We start from the raw sequence: 17526 nt of genomic DNA on the forward strand, positions 1-17526 counted from the left end.
GATTTGATGGTCAGACGTCGCTGATGACCTGCCCTTTGGACAGGATATGGACCTTGTAGCCCGAAAAGATCTTCTGCGCCTCGCCGGCGGCGTAAAGCGACTGATAGGCCTCATGCGGAATCAGCGCGTGGTTCTCGTAGCTCGACACGCCCTGGCGTGCGGCCTCGAGATCGTCGGTGTCGATGAAGAATTCCTGCGTCGTCTTCTCGCTCGAAAACAGCCCCTTGCGGCCGGGTTTCTCGGCCTTGGAAAAGACCACCTGGATGGTCCAGGTCAGCAGCCAGGCGTTTTCCGGCTTGCGCACTTTGGCCAGCACTTCGTTCACGGTCGAATTGTTGTCGGTAATACCGGCAGAATAGAATGGCCCGAGCACGACGCGGCGCAGCTGCTTGGGATGCAGCGTCTCGAAATCCTTGTCGAGGTTTACCGCGATCGTCGCCGGTGACAGCGTGTAGGCGGAATTCTTCTCGGTGAAATCGTCGAAACGGTGGGCGAGTTCGGGATTGAGCAAGCCATCGACCGGCAGCGGAATGTCGACCCTCTCATTAAGCTTGCCGCTGCTATCGACCAGCTGCCGGATCATGTCGTCGGAGGAATCCTCGACCGTCGCCATGTAGACCAGCGGCAGGTTGGCGCTGCCGTCGAAGCAGGCCCAGTGGACCAGATAATAGGGCCGCAGCGTCTTCGGGTTCACCGAAACCTTGGCCGTCTGCGCCAGCGTGAACGGGCCGAAGGTGGTCCCGCTCTTGACGTCTTCGAGGTAAAGCCGCTCGGCCATCGACTTCTGCAACGCTTCGGGAAATTCCTTGTGGCGCAGAATGAAGTCGGCCATTTCCTCGCGCAGCTCGCTGGCCGAAGGGATGACGGCGAGACGGCTGTCAGCCTGGAGGCGGTCGTTTTCCAGCTCGAGCAGGTTCTGGAAAACCGGAAAACCGCTTTCGGCGCGCGAGATGCGGAACGTCTCGGTGAAACCCAGCCGGTTGCGCCAGCACGAGAACGACTTGTCGAGCCGCGCAATATATTCGGCGACGACCTTGGCGACGATGCCGTGCCGATAGAGCGGCGAGCGATCGTCGCGCATGAACACTTCGAGGCCGCCAAGTGCCGCCGCGATCGCCGAGAAATAGCGCGCCGCGGCTTCGTTTTCGGGGGTCATGCTGCCAGCCCTTGGGAGCAGTGCACGTGCAGCAATTACGACTGCACGTAATTTGCCGAATTGTGCTTCTTCATCACATCGTCGAAGCGGCGGGCGAAGGCGTCGTCGGCGAGCTTCTTGCGGCGCTGGATGTCGGCGGTGGCGACCATGTTCTTCTCGTGCATTTCAAGCAGATCGCCGATGTGCTTTTGCGAGGCGGCACCAATGCCGGCCATGGTCTCCTCGGCGGTGTTGTCGACCTGGCTGCCCAGCGTGTTGATCTTATGGGCGACATCCTGCTGGGCGGCGGTCTTCAGCGAATCTTCCAGGGCCTTGTACAGCACGATGCGCTGCTCGGTATCGATGGTCAGCTTGTTGATCAGCGTCGATTGCGCCGCGATCTGATTGTTGAGCGAATCGACGAAGGTCTGGAACATCGAGGTGTAGCGCTCCAGCGTCTGGCTCTCGGCCAGCAATTCCTGCTCCTTGGCCTGCTTTTCGTTGTATTCCGTGGCCAGTTTCGAGCGTTCGCCTTCAAGCTGCGTGCGCTCCTTCTGGCTGGTCGAGGCGGCGATCTTGTTCTCGATGTCGAGCAGCATCGGGTTGAGTTCCTCGATGCGCTTCTGCACGGTCTCGAGATTGGACATGGTTGTCTTGCGGCGCTCGATCACCTGCGACAGGCTGGCCTCGGAGGTCTTGTAGCGCGCGTCGAGAACCTGCTTCTGCGCCTTGAGGATGCCGACGATGGTGTCGGATTTCGCCAACAGCTCCTGCAAGTTGCCGGCCAGCGACATGTTGCGGACGCGGTCGGTGCGCATGCGCTGTTTGCGCTGGCTGGAGAAGACGCCGACGAAATTCTCCCAGCCGGTGTAATTCTTCATGCTCTCGAATTCGGCGCCGAAGACGTTGGTGGCGTCCTCCAGGCCGATGATCAGGTCGGCGATATTGCCTTCCATCACCTTCTGCTGCTTCAGCACGTCCTCGATGCGGGCATTCTCGATGTCGAAATTGGCGTCGCCGATCTTCTTGTCGGCGGTGGCGAGCGTGTCGAGCACGCTACCGGACTGCTCGATCTTGGTGCGCATGTCCTCTACGACCTGCTTGGTCTTGGCAATCTCGGCATCGAAATTCTGCAATGTCGCCATTGGGGCCTCCCGCTTCGGCATCGGTTTTCGTGTCGCAAACCGCCGTGACTATATGTGCCGGGTTTGGCGAATGAAAGACGGAAGACGGGCGACACCAGGAGACGAGGCAACTGGGGTCACGCTCAGGGCTTGGGATCGGCCTTGAGGTAGGCGATGACATTGGCGATGTCTTCGTCGCTGGTCAGGCCGGAGAAGGCCATTTTATTGCCGGGGACCTTCTGCCGCGGCGCGCGCAGGTATTCGGCAAGGTTTATTTCGTCCCAGACCAGGCCGGCGGCGCCGGCGTCCTTCATCCCCTGCGAGTAGCGGCTGAGATAACTGTCCGCGGTGCCGGCGGTGCGGCCGACGACACCCAGCAGATGCGGGCCGACCTTGTCGCGTTCGCTCGTTGCCTCGTGACAGGCCATGCATCTGTTGAAGACCTTCTTGCCGAGAGCGGCATCGCCGTCGGCATGCGCGGCAAGAGCGCCGACGAAGAGGAAAGCAGTTGCAGATGAGATGGCTCGAAACATGGGAACTCCCCGACGGCTCTGGCTGAGAGGTTTTGAAAATAGGAAGCAGGCCTTAACAAGCGCCGCACGATGGCGCGATTGCCGAACGAATGTTGGCTGGGCAGACGGATGGACGCAACGCGCTGGTCAGGTTTTGATGAAGCCGATGAAATCGTCAGGCATGGCGCGGCCCATTTCCTCTTCCCAATGGCGGCGGCAGAGTGAGACATAGACGTCCTTGCCGATCGCCACCTGTTCGCCCTGTTTCGCCACCTTGCCGTCGGCGCCGAGGCGTACCACCATCGTCGCCTTGCGGCCGCAACGGCAGATTGTGCGCACCTCGCGCAGCTCGTCTGATATCGCCAGCAGGGCGCGCGAGCCGGAAAACAGCTTGCCCTGGAAATCGGTGCGCAGGCCATAGCACATGACCGGGATGTTCAGCCGGTCGGCGATGCGGGCGAGTTGCCAGACCTGATCCTCTTCGAGGAACTGCGCCTCGTCGACAAAGACGCAATGCACCGTGGCGTGGTCATGATGCTCGGCGACCCGGGCAAACAGATCGTCGCCGTCGCGGAACATCTCGGCCTCCGTCTCCAGGCCGATGCGCGACGAGATCAGCCCGGTATCGCCCTTGCGGTAGTGGCCGGCGATGAACAGCATCGTCGTCATGCCGCGCTCGCGGTAATTGTACGAGGCCTGCAACAGCATCGTCGTCTTGCCGGCATTCATCGTCGCATAATGGAAGTACAGCTTGGCCATGCCGTCCTTTTAAGCCGAGTTGCAACAAAGCGGGGAGGGGGAGCGCCTACATTCCACCGGGAAAAGACGACTTCCATCCGTAAAGCGGCGGGCGTGTCGCCGATCGGCCAGTCTGCGCCGTTGTTCGTGATTGCCTTAGTGCTTGAAACCGCAGCAGAATGGTGTTTGGCTGACGGAACAAAGGTGGAGATAAAACCGCCACTTCGCTTCACCGAGAACTGAAATGGGAGAATTTCTATGTCGCGCATGAGTTCATTCGTCGCCGGCCTCGGCCTGGCGGCTTTTCTATCCACGACTGGGGCCTTCGCCGGTGATGCGGAAAGCTGCAAGACGGTGCGGCTGTCCGATGTCGGCTGGACCGACATCCAGGCGACTACCGGCGTCGCCTCGGTGCTGCTCACGGCGCTCGGTTATGAGCCGCAGGTGATCCAGCTTTCGGTGCCGGTGACCTATGCGTCGCTGAAGAACAAAGACCTCGACGTGTTCCTTGGAAACTGGATGCCGTCGATGACCAACGACATCAAGGACTATACCGCCGAAGGCTCGGTCGAGACCGTCAGCGAAAATCTCAGCGGTGCCGGCTATGGCATCGTCGTTCCGACCTATGTCGCCGATGCCGGTGTCAAGACGCTAACCGATCTCGGCAAGTTCAAGGACAAGTTCGACGGCAAGATCTATGGTATTGAGGCCGGCAATGACGGCAACCGCATCATCCTCGATATGATCAAGGATCCGAAGACCAATCTCGAAGGCTTCGAACTGGTCGAGTCTTCCGAGGCCGGCATGCTCACCCAGGCCGAGCAGTCGATGAAGAACAATGAATGGATCGCCTTCCTCGGCTGGACGCCGCATCCGGTGATGGGCGCCATGAAGATCACCTATCTCGAGGGGATGGGAGATAGCGGCTTTGGTGCTGCCACCGTGCATACCAATGTACGCAAGGGCTACATGAGCGAATGCCCGAACGCCGGCAAGTTCATCGCCAATCTGAAGTTCAACCTGGACATGGAAGGCGAGATGATGGACGCGATCCTGAAGGGCGCCGACGCCAATACCGCCGCGACCGACTGGCTGAAGAAACACCCTGACGCGATCACCCCCTGGATCGCCGGCGTCACCACCTTCGACGGCGGCGATGCGGCGGCAGCGGTGAAAACCGCGCTCGGAAGCTGACCCGACCATCTGGCATGACGAGACAAGGGGCAGCCACGGTAGAAATGGCTGCCCTTTTTCATATCCTGTGACAAGATGACCGTGCGGCGAAGGACGGCGCCGGCAGAAGAGGGGCTAGATGGATCCGATCTCCAAATTCCTGGTCAGTTACAAGATTCCCATCGGGGCATGGGGGAAGGCGTTTTTCGGCTTTCTCACCGACAATTTCGACACCATCTTCAGGGCTTTTTCCAACAGCCTCAACTTCCTGCTCGACGGCATCGTCGACGGGCTGCTGTTGCTGCCGCCGGTTCTGCTGATCGCGCTGATCGCTCTGCTCGCCTATTTCCTGCAGCGCTCGAAAGGCCTGGCTTTGGCGGTATTCATTGGATTGCTGTTCATCCTCAACCAGAACCTGTGGAAGCAGACGGTGGAGACGCTGGTGCTGGTGGTCGCCGCCGCCGCCGTGTCGATGGCCATCGGCGTGCCGCTCGGCATCTGGGCCGCGCACAAGCCGAAGGTGTATCGCGTCATGCTGCCGGTGCTCGACCTGATGCAGACGCTACCGACCTTCGTCTACCTGATCCCGGTGCTGACCCTGTTCGGCCTCGGCAATGCGCCCGGCCTCATCGTCACCATCATCTTCGTCATTCCGACCTCGGTTCGGCTCACCCATCTCGGCGTCACCTCGGTGCCGAAATCGATCGTCGAGGCGGGCGAGGCGTTCGGCGCCACCAAACGCCAGCTGCTGTGGAAGGTCGAGCTGCCTTCGGCGCTGCCGACCATCATGGCGGGGCTGACCCAGTCGATTATGCTGTCGCTGTCGATGGTGGTGTTCGCCGCCCTTATCGGCGCCGGCGGCCTCGGCACGGAGATCAACCGCGCGCTCGGTTCGCGCCGGATCGACCTAGGGCTTGAGGCAGGGCTGGCCATCGTCGTGCTTGCCATCGTGCTCGACCGAATGACGCGCATCGGCGTGGGAGGCAAGAAATGACCGTCGCCGTCGATTTCAGAAATGTCGACATCGTCTTCGGCGCCGACCAGGCAGGCTCGCTGGCGCTGATCGACAGCGGCGCCACCCGCGCCGAGATCCTCGAACAGACCGGCAACGTACTGGGCTGCGCCGGCGCCAGCCTCACCGTGAACGAGGGCGAGATCTCGGTGCTGATGGGGCTTTCCGGCTCCGGCAAATCGACGCTGCTCAGGGCCGTCAACCGGCTGAACGTCGTCTCGCGCGGCCAGGTGCTGGTCAAGGACGGCGACGGCACGGTCGACGTCGTCACCTGCGACGAGGCGACGCTTCGGCGGTTGCGGCAGAAACAGGTGGCGATGGTGTTTCAGCAGTTCGGCCTGCTGCCGTGGCGCACAGTGGAGGAAAATGTCGGCCTCGGCCTCGAGCTCGCCGGCGTGCCTGAAGCCGAGCGCAAGGAGCGGGTGAACAAGCAACTGAAGCTGGTTCATCTCGACCAGTGGTCGAAGAAATACGCGCACGAGCTTTCCGGCGGCATGCAGCAGCGCGTCGGCCTGGCGCGCGCCTTTGCCACCGAGGCGCCGATCCTGCTGATGGACGAGCCGTTCTCGGCACTCGACCCACTGATCCGGACCAAGCTGCAGGACGAGCTGCTGCAGCTTCAGGCCGAGCTGAAGAAGACCATCATCTTCGTCAGCCACGACCTCGAGGAGGCGCTGAAGATCGGCACCCACATCACTATCATGGAGGGCGGGCGCATCGTGCAGACCGGTGCGCCGGAAGACATCGTGCTGCGGCCCGCCAACGACTATGTCCGCGACTTCATCGCCAATGTGAACCCGCTCTCGGTGCTGACCGCGTGGAACGTCATGCGCGACCGCCGCGACCTCGAACACGGCGAGAACGGCTGGGTGTGGCTCGACCGGCGCAAGACGACGCGCTTCAAGATCGACGAGCATGGGCTGGTGGCGGCGGCCGAGCGTGACGGCAAGCCGGCGGTATGGGTGTCCTGCGCCGATGTCGAGGCACAGCCGGAGGAGACGGCGCAGGTGTTCTGGGCCAATCCCGGCACCTCGCTGAAGACCGTGATGCTGGCCATGCATCGCTCGCAGACCGCACCGGTGGCGCTGTTCGATGACCAGTCGCGCTTCGTCGGCGCAATCGGTGTCAGGGACGTGCTGAGCGCGGTGCTGCGAAGATAATTTTTCTCCTTGGCGAGAACCGAGACCAAACGCCGCGCGAAGGAACGCCAGCTTAGCCCGATACCGCAAGCTAAACCGCCAGCGGCAGGCGCAGCTCGGTCAGCAGGCCGCCATCGGGATGGTTGGACAGGCTGACCTCGCCGCCGGCGCTACGGGCGATGTTGCGGGCGATGGTCAGGCCGAGGCCGAGGCCGCCGGTCTGGCGGTTGCGCGACTGTTCCAGGCGCACGAACGAGCCGAACACGGCGTCGAGCTCGGCCTGCGGTATGCCCGGCCCCTCGTCGCGGATCGCCAGCGTGATGGTCCTGTCCGATTGGCGCAGGCTGAGATGCGCCCTCTTGCCATAGGTCACCGCGTTCTGGACGAGGTTGGTGACGCAGCGCCGGAGCGCGACCGGCCGCGCCATGCAGATCAGGCCGCGCGAGCGCCCGTCTTCATTCTCGAAGGAGACCTCGTCGAAGCCGTCGGCGATCGATTCTACCAGCGACCAGAAATCGATCCTCTCGCTCTTCTCCTCGGTCACCTCGAAAGTGGCGAAGTCGATGACCGAGCTGGCAATGCCTTCGATGTCGGCGAGGTCGTGCGCCAGTGCGGCGCGCACGGACGAATTCCTCAGCAGTTCGAGGCGCAGCCGCATCCTGGTCAGCGGCGTGCGCAGGTCGTGCGCCAGTGCGGCCGCAAGATGCTCGCGGTCCTCGACGTAGGCGCGCAGCCTCGCCTGCATGGCATTGACCGCCTTTGCGGCGGTACGCACCTCGCGGCTGCCGCTCTCAGCGATCGGCGGGCTTTTCAGGTCCTCGCCGATCCGCTTCACCGCGGTCTCCATCATCCGGTAGGGCGCCGTCAGCCGGCGCAGTGACCAGATCGAGGAAGCCACCACCAGCCCGGCGATCAAGGCATAGAGCGGCAGGCTATCGAAGCTCAGTATCGGCCCGGCCGGCGTGTTCGGCTCGGTGAAGTTCAGCCATTGGCCGTCGGCAAAGCGAAGCGAAGCCGTCAGCTTGTCGCTCTGGGCGAAATCGGCCGCCAGCACCAGCAGGTCGCGCTCGACCTGGCCGATATCGGGACCGGCGACCGTCCCACCGGGAGCGTCGGCTTCGTGCGTTGCCGGGTCGCGGCGGACCCGTGCATCGGTGATGCCGAACTTCGACAGCCGACCGACCAATATGTCTTCCAATTCGGCCAGCTCGTCGTCGCCCGCTATCGACGAGGTGACGGCGGGCGTGTCGGAGACGGTGAGCGCATAGGTGGCGTTGAACAGCCCGGAGGCCGTCGCCTTGCGCTGTTCTGGGGTGGCATCATGCATCAGCTGCACCAGCGAGAAGGCGCGGTCGTTCAGCCGATAGAGATCGACGACGTCATTGGCGGCGGCACGGTCGCGCGAAACGATGTAAAGGGTCGCGATCTGGCTGATCAGCAGGCCGGCGATGACGATGAGCAGCACCCAGACCGGCAGCGTTTGCGGCAGGATGCGTCTCATTCGGAGGTCGTCTCAGGCAGGAACTGGTAGCCGCCGCTGCGCACGGTCAGGATCAGCTTCGGCGTTTTCGGGTCGTCCTCCATCTTGCGCCGCAGCCGGCTGACCAGAATGTCGACGCTGCGGTCGAAGCTGTAGCCGCTGTCGCCGCCGGACAGCTCGATCAGCTGCTCGCGGCTCAGTACGCGCTGCGCGCTCTTGACGAAGGTCTGCAGGAGATTGAATTCGGCCATCGTCAGCTCGATCCTGACGTCGCCGGGCGCCATCAGCCGGCGGCGCGAACAGTCCATCGTCCAGCCGGCGAAATGGTAGATCTGCCGCGAGGCGGCGCGTCGCGGCTCGGCGGCGCCATTGCGTCTCAAGACGGCACGAATGCGTGCGAGCAGCTCGCGCGGATCGAAGGGTTTCGGCACGTAGTCGTCCGCGCCCATCTCCAGCCCAACCACGCGGTCGGTTGTCTCGGTAACCGCGGTCAGCATGATGATCGGCGTCGAATAATTGGCGCGCAACTCGCGGCAGAGCTCCAGCCCGCTCTTGCCGGGCAGCATGACGTCCAGGACGATCAGGTCGACCTGGGCGCGGCGCAGGACGGTCTCCATCTCGGTGCCGTCGGCGGCGACCGAAGTATGCAGCCCTCGCTTCTGGAAGAATTCCTGAAGCAGGTCACGAATGCCCTTGTCGTCGTCGACGATCAGTATGTGGGGGTCGGATTTCACAGGAAACCTGTCATTTGTGGATCGCCCAAGCGGTGCTTCGGCCGTCAGCCAGACGATAGAATTCAGGCCATAAGTTGGCCAGTGAAGATCGGCGGCCCGATCCGGGCTGCCCAGAAACAATCCAGAAACAAAATTCTACAATCCGGAAAAACTGCCGAAAAAAATCAAGGCCATAAGTGGTGCCGTGGCGGTCAGGTCATCGGCTGCGACACGCGTTACGGGATTACGGATAGACCAATGCAAAGGTTCTCGATCAGTCTGATGGGTGCGTTGCTTTCCATTTCGCTCGTCACGGCCGCGGTCGAACATGCCGATGCAAAACTGGCCGATGCAAAGGTGGCCAATGCAAAGGCGGCCGATGCAAAGGTGGCGACCACCCGCAGCGAGCGTTGCATCGATCTGAACCGCCAGTTTGACGAAGCCCTCGAAACCCATGCCGCGGCAACGCAGGTCACCGCGGCGAAAGCACTTCAAAGAAAGGGAAACCGGTTCTGCGCCAACAAGAAACAGGCACAGGGAATCCGGATGCTCGCGAACGCTTTGAAGCTGCTTGGAGTGACACCGATCGATCCCGTTCAGTGACACTCAATCCGATCTGCACAAAAAGGAAGTGAAGCCATGAAAAAGTCTCTCCTCTCCGCCCTCGGTCTTGCCATCGCGCTGGCCGTCTCGATGCCGGTTCTCGGCGCCAGCAGCGCCAATGCCGCGACCACCACCCCGGCTGCGACGACAACGACGACCGCTGCGCCGGCCAAGGCCGTGAAGAAGGTCGCTGCCAAGAAGACCGTCAAGAAGCACAAGAAGCACGTGGTCAAGGCAGCTCCGAAGGCCTGATCAAGCGACATCTTTCTACCCTATAAGAAGACCGCTCCAGTTGCGATTTGCCTGGAGCGGTCGTCTTTTTTGTTGCGTGCAGACAATAGGGGCAGTCCCGGCCCACACCCCCCGTTGAACGCCAGACGGCAGTTCCCAAATAGGCACGGATTTTTGAAACTGCGTCCGCCGGGAAGCCGCTCGCGCGCGGTTGAATGGACGACCGCTTTTGCCCATGTCAAAATGACCGCAAAGCCGTCGTACTCAATTGCCGGTCCAATGCCTGAAATCACGACAAAACCCCGTACCAGCACGAAGCCGAAAGTCGAACGGCCGAAGCTCTACAAGGTTATCCTGGTCAATGACGATTTCACGCCGCGCGAGTTCGTCGTGACTGTGCTGAAGGCCGAGTTCAAGCTCAGCGAAGACCAGGCGCATAGGATAATGATCACTGCGCACCGGCGCGGCGTCTGCGTCGTCGCCGTCTTCACCAGGGATGTCGCCGAGACCAAGGCGGCGCGGGCAACCGATGCCGGCAAGGCCAAGGGTTATCCGCTGATGTTCACGACGGAGCCGGAGGAGTAGGGCTCCTTTTCCCTTCTCCCCTTGCGGGAGAAGGTGGCCGAGCGAAGCTCGGTCGGATGAGGGGTGTTCCAGGGAACGCCGACGCCTCATTTCTTCCGGCACCCCTCATCCGTCTTGGCGCTTCGCGCCAATCCACCTTCTCCCACACAAGGGGAGAAGGAAGGACGGTGCCGCTACCGCCCTTCGCGGTACCACATCGATCCCATCGCCAGAAGCAGCAGGCCGAGGCCGAGGAAGCCGCCGAACAGCGGCACCCGCGAGACGGCCTTGAGCATGCTGTCGTCGGTGGTGCGCAGGCCGATCCAGTCATTGCCGGAAGCCGCTCCCGAGGAGCGGACTGGAACGATCGAGGGCAGCGTGACCGTGCTGGTGAGATTGCCAAGTGCCGAGGCCGGCGCCAGCCGGCGAACGCTGCCGCCGGTTGCCTCAGCCGGTGGTTTCAGCCGGTTCTCGGTGGAGACGACATCGGTGAATTCCGGGGCGTTGACCGGCCCGACATGGGCCAATGCCGTCAGGTCGCCATTGCCGACCTGGTAGAGACCGATTTCGCTGGTCTCGACGCTGCCGAGGAAGACACCTGGTTCGGATTTCTCGAGCCTGACGATCAGTGCCTTGCCGGATGGCGTGATGACTTGCGCCGGGCCGGGGTCGTCGCTCATCGTCTGGCGGCGGATTTCCAGCACCATGCCGCGGCCGTCGGCGGTCAGCCGCTCTTCCTCGAGTTCGGGCTCCTTCATCAGCCAGTGGGCGATGCGCCGGTAGAGCTGGACGTGGGGCCCACCGCCCTCGAAGCCGCGCGCCCACAGCCAGCCCTGGTCGGACAGAAGCATGCCGACGCGGCCTTCGCCCTTGCGATCGAGCAGCAGCAGCGGCCGGTTGTCGGCGCCCTTCATCACCACCTCGCCCTCGGGGTTCTCGACCCCGATGGTGCGGAACCAGCGGCTCCAGTGCGGCGGCTCGGTCGCGGAGCCGTCGAGCCCACGCGTTACCGGATGACGCTGGCCGGTATCGGTGAGGCGCGGATAGAAGGCCTTGTCGATGACCTCGCCGGTCGGCATTGCCGGCAGCGCCGACATCAGCGGCGTGCGGGCGATCGAGCTTTCGCCGGCATATTCGGGGCCTGCCGCGATCAGCAGCGCGCCGCCCTTTTCGACATATTCGGAGATATAGTCGTAATAGAGGATCGGCAGTACGTCGCGGTGCTGATAGCGGTCGAAGATGATCAGGTCGAAATCCTTGATCTTCTCGACGAACAGCTCGCGCGTCGGGAAGGCGATCAGCGACAATTCGTTGATCGGCGTGCCGTCCTGCTTTTCCGGCGGGCGCAGGATGGTGAAGTGCACGAGGTCCACCGAAGCGTCGGATTTCAGCAAATTGCGCCAGGTGCGCTCGCCCGCATGCGGTTCACCGGAAACGAGCAGTACGCGCAGATTTTCGCGAATACCGTCGATCAGCGCGATGGCGCGGTTGTTGGTGTCGGTGAGTTCGCCCGGCTCGTGGTTGATGGCGAGTTCGACAATGTTGCGCCCGGCGCTGGGAATAGTCACCTGCAGCGGCATCGCCTGGCCGATGTTGGCGTGCTCGACCGATACCTGCTCGCCATTGACCGATACGCGGACATCGACCGGGCCGGTGTCCTTGTTGGTGGCGATGACGCGATAGGTCATGTCGAGCGGCTTGCCGACGAGGCCGAAGCGCGGCGCATTCTCGAAGCGAATGCGACGGTCCTTTTCATGCTCGTTGCCGGTAATCAGCGCATGCAGCGGGGCATTGAAGTCGGGTGTGCCGGACGGTGCGTCATGCACCTCGCCATCGGTGATCATGATGGCGCCGCCGATGCGCGATGGCGGCACGTCGCGGAAAGCATTTTCGAGCGAGGAAAACAACCGCGTCTCGGTGCGCTCGTCGGCGGCTTCGGACTTGCCGGCTTCGACGACACGGACGTCGAACTGCTTGAAGCGGCCGAGACGCTGCTGAAGCCCGGCTAACGCCGCGTCGGTCTGCTTGGTGCGGTCGCCGATATCCTGGCTCTGGCTGCGGTCGACGACGACGGCGACGATGCTTTTCAGCGGCTCGCGCTCTTCGTCGAGGAACACCGGATTGAGCAGCGCCGCAGCCAGGGTAATCAGGGCTGCCAGGCGGAAAATCGCACCGCGCTGGCGAAACCAAAGGCCGGCCAGCGCCAGCAGCAGCAGCGGCACCAGGACCACTGCGAGCAGCGGCCAGGTGATGAGCGGTTCGAAGGAGAGCGACCAGTTCATGGTCTACTGCCCCAGCCGTTCGAGCAGTACCGGGACGTGCACCTGATCGGATTTGTAGTTGCCGGTCAGCATGTACATCATGATGTTGACGCCGGCGCGCAGCGCATAGATGCGCTGCATCGGATCCGAAGGCACCGTCGGCAATAGCGGGTCGCCATTCTCGTCGACCGCCCAAGCGCCGGCGAAATCATTCGCGGTGATCATGATTGGCGAAACGCCGTCGCCGGTGCGCACCGGGCGGTTCTCGGTGTTGCTGGCTTCGAGCGATGCCTCGACCCAAAGCGGGCTGCCGGCAAAACGGCCAGGAAACTCCGGAAGAATGTAGAAGGATTTGGTCAGCACGTGGTCCGACGGCACCGGTTCCAGCGGTGGCACGTTGAGGTTGCCGAGGATGTCGCGCAGCCGCTCCGTAGCCGGGCTGGTCGAATCCGCACCAATGCCATTGGCGAACTGGTCACGGGTGTCGAACAAGACCGTTCCGCCCTGCTGCATATAGGCGTCGATGCGGGCGATGGCGGCCTCGCTCGGCATCGGGGCCGAGGGATCGATCGGCCAGTAGATCAGCGGGTAGAAGGACAGTTCGTCCTTCGAGATGTCGACGCCGGCGGGTGCTCCGGGTTCGAGCGCGGTTTTTTCGATAAGAAAGCGGGTCAGCCCTTCGAGCCCGGCGCGGCTGATCGAATCGACACCCGGCTCGCCGGTCAGCACGTAGGCGATCCGGGTCTTTGAAATGTCCCCGATCGCCTCCGTATCTCCCGGTTTGGCGTCGTCGGCACGCGCGACGTCCGCTTGGCCAATCAAGGCGCCGAGCGCCATCAGCAGGACGGCTGCCGTCGCCGCAGCGCCGGCACGGCGCGGCCGGCGCGACAACAGGCCGCCCATCCAGAATACGGCAAGCGTGTCGAGCACCATCAGCACCAGGGCGGCCGTGACAAGCGGACCTTTGAGGTTGCGCTGCTCGTCGAAGGCATACTGGATGGTGGTGACCGGCACCGTGATTTCAGGCCGGGCAAGCGGCGTGAATGCGCTGTCGCCACCGAGCAGATTGTGAGCGAACACTCCCGTCTCCGAGCCGTAAAGGCCGGGCGGGTTTTCCAGCGTCACCGGCAGCGGGCCGGCGCCGGGCACCAACGGCCTGGCATCCGGCGTCGGCGGCACCAGCGTGCCGTCGGCAGCGATCATGCGATAGGGTGCCAGCGACGTGGCGGCTGCCTCGGCATTGGCCACCGCCGAGCCCTGGTTGCGCGACAATTGCACGATGCGCCGCAGCATCTCGACGAAGCTGCCGGAGATCGGCAGGTTGGACCACGTCGCCTCGGGGGTGACGTGGAACAGTACAAGGGTGCCCTTGTCCTTCTTCATCCCGGTCACCAGCGGCGTACCGTCGGCAAGCGTGGCCCAGGTGCGCTCGACAATGTCGGGCGTCGGCTCGGCCAGCACCTGCCTGGTAACGGTGACCTCGGTCGGCGGCGCGAGGTCGGCGAAGGGACCGGTTTTCGGGAATTCGGTGACCGGCTGCGGCGCCGTCCATGACAGCGCGCCGCCAAGCGATCGCTCGCCGGTGCGCAGCCGGACCGGCAGCAGATCGTCGTCGTTGCCGGCAGCGGCCAGCCGCGAACCGGCAAAACGCACCAGCGTGCCGCCCTTGTCGACCCAGTCGACCAGCCTCTGCCGCGCCTGTTCCGGAATGGTGCCGACATCCGCCATGACGATCATCGCCGGTTTCTGGTCGAGCAGTTGCGGAATGGCGTCGGCGAGATCGACGCTCGACGGCTCGACGAGATCGGCGAAGGGCTGCAGGGCGCGGCGGATGTAGTAGAGCGGCGACAGCAGCGGTTGCGCCTGATCGGCCTCGGACTGCGACAGCAGCCCGACGCGGCGGCGTTTTGAGCTCTCATCGAGCACGCGGACGGCACCGGCCTGGCGCTCGCCATCGAGCGCGATGTAGGCGAAGTCGTTGCGCAGTTCGAACGGCACCGCCATCGCGCCGGTTGCGGTGGTTCCGCCCGGGGCAAAGGTAAGCGTCGCGTCGGCAATGCGGCGGCCCTTGTCGTCGAACGCGCCGGCCGTCACCTGTGCAGGTGCCGGATCGCCCGGTGCGCGGATGGCGGTCAGGGCGAAGCCGTCGACCTGGTTGTCGGCACCGGTCAGGCCGGTTAGCGACAGCCGGTCGGAGACGGCCCAGACGACACGTGCCGCATTATTCGACAACAGCATGTTGAAGGCGGCTTCGTCGCCTTGCGCCGCCAAGCCATCGGCGAGCACCGCGACGCTGGCGCCCGGCAGCGACTCCAGGGCTGAAGCGACGCGGGCGTAGACGGCGGGGCGGTCGGTCGGGATCGGCCGCGGCTTTGCCGCACGCAGCCGGTCGAGCGCGGCAGCGGCATCGAAGGGACCGATCTCGGCGTTCGGCTTCTCCGCGGTGAAAGCGATGAGCACCGGCACGCCGTTCGAATTGGCATCGGCGATCAGCCGCTCGGCGGTGGCGACCCGCTTGCCCCAGTCGGCGGCACTTGCCCAGTCATTGTCGATCACCAGCGCCAGGGCGGCGCCCTCGGCCGGCAGCTTTTCGCGCGGGTTGAAGACGGGTTCGGCAAGTGCTGCCACGATAAGCGCGGCCATCAGCAGCCTGAGCAGCGTCAGCCACCACGGGCTCTGCTGCGGCGTTTCTTCGCGCCTCAACACGCGGGCGAGAATCCTGAGCGGCGGAAACACCTCGGTTTGCGGCCTGGGCGGGGTGAGCCGCAGAAGCCACCAGATCACCGGCAGCGCCAGCAGGCCCCATAGCACCATCGGCGCCCCGAAGGAGAGCGGCAGCCAACTCATGCGCGGGCCCTCCCGGCAAAGCTGCCCTCGGCGGTCATCGCCATATGGATGCGCACCAGCGCCTCGGAGGCGAGGCGATCGGTATGATTGACGGTAAAGCTCCAGCCAAGCCGTTTGCACCAGGCGGCCAGTTCCTGGCGGCGGGCGGCATAAAGCAGGCGATAGTCCTCGCCCAGCATTTCGGCACGGCCGGCGGTCAGCTTGTCGCCGGTCTCAGGATCGGTGAATTCGGTGCGCCCGGCATAGGGGAAGCTTTCCTCGGCCGGATCGGCGACCTCGATCAGATGTGCGCGCACGCCGTGGCGGGCGAGCACGTCCAGCCAGGCCATCGTGTCCTCGACCGGATCGAGGAAATCGCTGACGAGGACGATGTCGCAGAAGCGGCGAATGCCGGACAGGTCGGGCTTTGCCGGCAGGTCGCCGGCGTGCATCAGTTGCGCCGCGATGCGCTCGGCGCCATTGCGGGCGGTGAACGGGTCGGTCAGGCCGGGCCAGGCAATGCGCTCGCCGCTGCGCGACAAAAGCTCGGCCATGGCCAGCGTCAGCACAAGGGCGCGCGATTCCTTGGAAACGCTGGCTCCGGTTGATTTGTAGAGCATGGAAGGCGAGGGGTCGGCCCACAGCCACACCGTGTGGGCGGCCTCCCATTCACGGTCGCGGACATAGGTGTGGTCGTCGCGGGCGGAACGGCGCCAGTCAATGCGCGAGGAATCGCCTTCGACATAGGGCCGGAACTGCCAGAAGTTCTCGCCGATGCCGCGCTTGCGGCGGCCGTGCCAGCCGGCAATTACCGTGTTGACGATGCGGCGCGCCTCGACCAGCAGGTCCGGCACCAACGAAGCCCGCAACCGGCCTCTGGCGAGCGCATCGCGCGTCGCTGCCGGTGCCTGCGCTTCACCGATGCGCGCCATCAAATCCCTTTCGCGAGCTTCGCCACGACGTCGCGAACCGTGGTGCCCTCGGCGCGGGCGGCGAAGGTCAGCGCCATGCGGTGCTGCAGCACCGGCTCGGCCAGTGCGCGGACGTCGTCGACCGACGGCGCCAGCCGGCCGTCATAGAGGGCGCGGGCGCGGGTGCACAGCGTCAGCGCCTGACTGGCGCGCGGGCCTGGGCCCCAGGCGACGTGCTTGTCGGTATCGGCGTTGCCCTGGCCGGGACGCGCAGAGCGCACCAGCTTGAGGATCGCCTCGACGACGCTTTCCGGCACCGGCATGCGGCGGATGAGCGTCTGGATGTCCTTCAGCCGCGCCGGCTGCAGCACGTTTTCAGCCTTGGCATCCTCGATACCGGTGGTTTCCAGCAGGATGCGGCGCTCCGCCTCGATCTCGGGGTAGAGGATGTCGACCTGCATCAGGAAGCGGTCGAGCTGTGCCTCGGGCAGCGGATAGGTGCCTTCCTGCTCCAGCGGGTTCTGTGTCGCCAGAACATGGAACGGTGACGGCAAGTCGTGGCGCACGCCGGCAATAGTGACGTGGTATTCCTGCATCGACTGCAGCAGCGCCGACTGCGTACGCGGCGAGGCGCGGTTGATCTCGTCGGCCATCAGCAGTTGCGCGAAGATCGGCCCGGAAATGAAGCGGAACGAACGCTTGCCGAATTCATCCTGCTCCATCACCTCTGAGCCGAGAATGTCGGACGGCATCAGGTCGGGCGTGAACTGGATGCGGCGCGAATCGAGGCCGAGCACGATGCCCAGCGTTTCGACCAGCTTGGTCTTGGCTAGGCCGGGCACGCCGACCAGCAGTGCATGGCCGCCGGCCAGCAATGCGACGAGCGTGCGCTCGACGACGCTTTCCTGGCCGAAGATGACCCGGCCGACGCCGTTGCGAACCCTCGAAATGTCGGCCAGCGCTTTCTCGGCCTGCGCCACCATGTCCTTTTCGCTGATCGGGCTTTCCTTGATCATCACGCTCATGCAGCATCGATCCTTCTGGTTGGAAATACCGCTTGGCACAGTGGGTGCCGCAGAATGCCGCGATTCGGCCTCGCAGGGC

General features: G+C 63.9%; 16 protein-coding genes. 6 read left to right on the top strand and 10 right to left on the bottom strand.

Annotated elements, in window-relative coordinates; genetic code table 11:
• Positions 1-10: 10 nt before the first annotated feature.
• From NMG46_RS19085 to NMG46_RS19100, 4 genes are all read right to left on the bottom strand, one after another.
• Positions 11-1156 (bottom strand): hypothetical protein, encoded by a 1146-nt coding sequence (locus NMG46_RS19085; protein WP_254819153.1) that lies wholly within the window; start codon positions 1154-1156, stop codon positions 11-13.
• Between the two features lie 35 nt (positions 1157-1191).
• Complete coding sequence (locus NMG46_RS19090) at positions 1192-2280, bottom strand: hypothetical protein (protein ID WP_254819154.1); 1089 nt, start codon at positions 2278-2280, stop codon at positions 1192-1194.
• A 122-nt stretch (positions 2281-2402) separates the two neighbouring features.
• On the bottom strand, positions 2403-2792 hold the full coding sequence (locus tag NMG46_RS19095; RefSeq protein ID WP_254819155.1) for a cytochrome c family protein: 390 nt from the start codon (positions 2790-2792) through the stop codon (positions 2403-2405).
• Between the two features lie 126 nt (positions 2793-2918).
• A complete protein-coding gene (locus tag NMG46_RS19100; RefSeq protein WP_254819156.1) occupies positions 2919-3530 on the bottom strand; it encodes a thymidine kinase in 612 nt (203 codons plus the stop codon).
• A gap of 237 nt (positions 3531-3767) precedes the next feature.
• Between NMG46_RS19100 and NMG46_RS19105 the strand changes: the two genes are divergently transcribed.
• The 3 genes from NMG46_RS19105 to choV all read left to right on the top strand — a co-directional run bounded on the left by NMG46_RS19105 (position 3768) and on the right by choV (position 6854).
• Positions 3768-4703, top strand: a complete 936-nt coding sequence (locus NMG46_RS19105) for a choline ABC transporter substrate-binding protein (RefSeq protein WP_254819157.1) — start codon at positions 3768-3770, stop codon at positions 4701-4703.
• A gap of 118 nt (positions 4704-4821) precedes the next feature.
• Entirely contained in the window at positions 4822-5676 is an 855-nt protein-coding gene (choW, locus tag NMG46_RS19110) for a choline ABC transporter permease subunit (protein ID WP_254819158.1), read from the top strand.
• Positions 5673-6854 (top strand): choline ABC transporter ATP-binding protein, encoded by a 1182-nt coding sequence (gene choV, locus NMG46_RS19115; RefSeq protein ID WP_254819159.1) that lies wholly within the window; start codon positions 5673-5675, stop codon positions 6852-6854. The genes choW and choV overlap by 4 nt, the downstream gene beginning before the upstream one ends.
• A gap of 70 nt (positions 6855-6924) precedes the next feature.
• On the opposite strand, the gene NMG46_RS19120 is transcribed toward choV, so the two are convergent.
• On the bottom strand, positions 6925-8334 hold the full coding sequence (locus tag NMG46_RS19120) for an ATP-binding protein (RefSeq protein WP_254819160.1): 1410 nt from the start codon (positions 8332-8334) through the stop codon (positions 6925-6927).
• Complete coding sequence (locus NMG46_RS19125; protein WP_254819161.1) at positions 8331-9047, bottom strand: response regulator transcription factor; 717 nt, start codon at positions 9045-9047, stop codon at positions 8331-8333. The genes NMG46_RS19120 and NMG46_RS19125 overlap by 4 nt, the downstream gene beginning before the upstream one ends.
• 237 nt (positions 9048-9284) lie before the next feature.
• Between NMG46_RS19125 and NMG46_RS19130 the strand changes: the two genes are divergently transcribed.
• From NMG46_RS19130 to clpS, 3 genes are all read left to right on the top strand, one after another.
• Complete coding sequence (locus NMG46_RS19130; protein WP_023679500.1) at positions 9285-9629, top strand: hypothetical protein; 345 nt, start codon at positions 9285-9287, stop codon at positions 9627-9629.
• A 36-nt stretch (positions 9630-9665) separates the two neighbouring features.
• Positions 9666-9881 carry a hypothetical protein gene (locus NMG46_RS19135; protein WP_254819162.1) on the top strand — a complete coding sequence of 72 codons (216 nt, stop codon included), beginning with the start codon at positions 9666-9668 and terminating at the stop codon, positions 9879-9881.
• A 258-nt stretch (positions 9882-10139) separates the two neighbouring features.
• Positions 10140-10445: an ATP-dependent Clp protease adapter ClpS gene (gene clpS, locus NMG46_RS19140; RefSeq protein WP_023679498.1), complete on the top strand. Its 306-nt coding sequence runs from the start codon at positions 10140-10142 to the stop codon at positions 10443-10445.
• A gap of 173 nt (positions 10446-10618) precedes the next feature.
• On the opposite strand, the gene NMG46_RS19145 is transcribed toward clpS, so the two are convergent.
• From NMG46_RS19145 to NMG46_RS19160, 4 genes are read right to left on the bottom strand one after another with little or no spacing between them, the layout of a single operon-like run.
• Positions 10619-12706, bottom strand: a complete 2088-nt coding sequence (locus NMG46_RS19145; RefSeq protein ID WP_254819163.1) for a hypothetical protein — start codon at positions 12704-12706, stop codon at positions 10619-10621.
• 3 nt (positions 12707-12709) lie between these two features.
• Positions 12710-15532 carry a DUF4159 domain-containing protein gene (locus NMG46_RS19150; RefSeq protein WP_254819164.1) on the bottom strand — a complete coding sequence of 941 codons (2823 nt, stop codon included), beginning with the start codon at positions 15530-15532 and terminating at the stop codon, positions 12710-12712.
• Positions 15529-16443: a DUF58 domain-containing protein gene (locus NMG46_RS19155; protein ID WP_254819165.1), complete on the bottom strand. Its 915-nt coding sequence runs from the start codon at positions 16441-16443 to the stop codon at positions 15529-15531. Before NMG46_RS19155 ends, NMG46_RS19150 begins: the two co-directional genes overlap by 4 nt.
• Positions 16443-17447: a MoxR family ATPase gene (locus tag NMG46_RS19160; RefSeq protein WP_254819166.1), complete on the bottom strand. Its 1005-nt coding sequence runs from the start codon at positions 17445-17447 to the stop codon at positions 16443-16445. Before NMG46_RS19160 ends, NMG46_RS19155 begins: the two co-directional genes overlap by 1 nt.
• Positions 17448-17526 lie beyond the last annotated feature (79 nt).

It is taken from the genome of Mesorhizobium sp. LMG 17147 (assembly GCF_024297145.1).
Classification (GTDB): domain Bacteria; phylum Pseudomonadota; class Alphaproteobacteria; order Rhizobiales; family Rhizobiaceae; genus Mesorhizobium.

Excerpts from the sequence above, each read along its gene's own strand:
- NMG46_RS19085 (WP_254819153.1), bottom strand. The coding sequence starts at position 1,156 with ATGACCCCCGAAAACGAAGCCGCGGCGCGCTATTTCTCGGCGATCGCG.
- NMG46_RS19090 (WP_254819154.1), bottom strand. The coding sequence starts at position 2,280 with ATGGCGACATTGCAGAATTTCGATGCCGAGATTGCCAAGACCAAGCAG.
- NMG46_RS19095 (WP_254819155.1), bottom strand. The coding sequence starts at position 2,792 with ATGTTTCGAGCCATCTCATCTGCAACTGCTTTCCTCTTCGTCGGCGCT.
- NMG46_RS19100 (WP_254819156.1), bottom strand. The coding sequence starts at position 3,530 with ATGGCCAAGCTGTACTTCCATTATGCGACGATGAATGCCGGCAAGACG.
- NMG46_RS19105 (WP_254819157.1), top strand. The coding sequence starts at position 3,768 with ATGTCGCGCATGAGTTCATTCGTCGCCGGCCTCGGCCTGGCGGCTTTT.
- choW (WP_254819158.1), top strand. The coding sequence starts at position 4,822 with ATGGATCCGATCTCCAAATTCCTGGTCAGTTACAAGATTCCCATCGGG.
- choV (WP_254819159.1), top strand. The coding sequence starts at position 5,673 with ATGACCGTCGCCGTCGATTTCAGAAATGTCGACATCGTCTTCGGCGCC.
- NMG46_RS19120 (WP_254819160.1), bottom strand. The coding sequence starts at position 8,334 with ATGAGACGCATCCTGCCGCAAACGCTGCCGGTCTGGGTGCTGCTCATC.
- NMG46_RS19130 (WP_023679500.1), top strand. The coding sequence starts at position 9,285 with ATGCAAAGGTTCTCGATCAGTCTGATGGGTGCGTTGCTTTCCATTTCG.
- NMG46_RS19135 (WP_254819162.1), top strand. The coding sequence starts at position 9,666 with ATGAAAAAGTCTCTCCTCTCCGCCCTCGGTCTTGCCATCGCGCTGGCC.
- clpS (WP_023679498.1), top strand. The coding sequence starts at position 10,140 with ATGCCTGAAATCACGACAAAACCCCGTACCAGCACGAAGCCGAAAGTC.
- NMG46_RS19145 (WP_254819163.1), bottom strand. The coding sequence starts at position 12,706 with ATGAACTGGTCGCTCTCCTTCGAACCGCTCATCACCTGGCCGCTGCTC.
- NMG46_RS19150 (WP_254819164.1), bottom strand. The coding sequence starts at position 15,532 with ATGAGTTGGCTGCCGCTCTCCTTCGGGGCGCCGATGGTGCTATGGGGC.
- NMG46_RS19155 (WP_254819165.1), bottom strand. The coding sequence starts at position 16,443 with ATGGCGCGCATCGGTGAAGCGCAGGCACCGGCAGCGACGCGCGATGCG.
- NMG46_RS19160 (WP_254819166.1), bottom strand. The coding sequence starts at position 17,447 with ATGAGCGTGATGATCAAGGAAAGCCCGATCAGCGAAAAGGACATGGTG.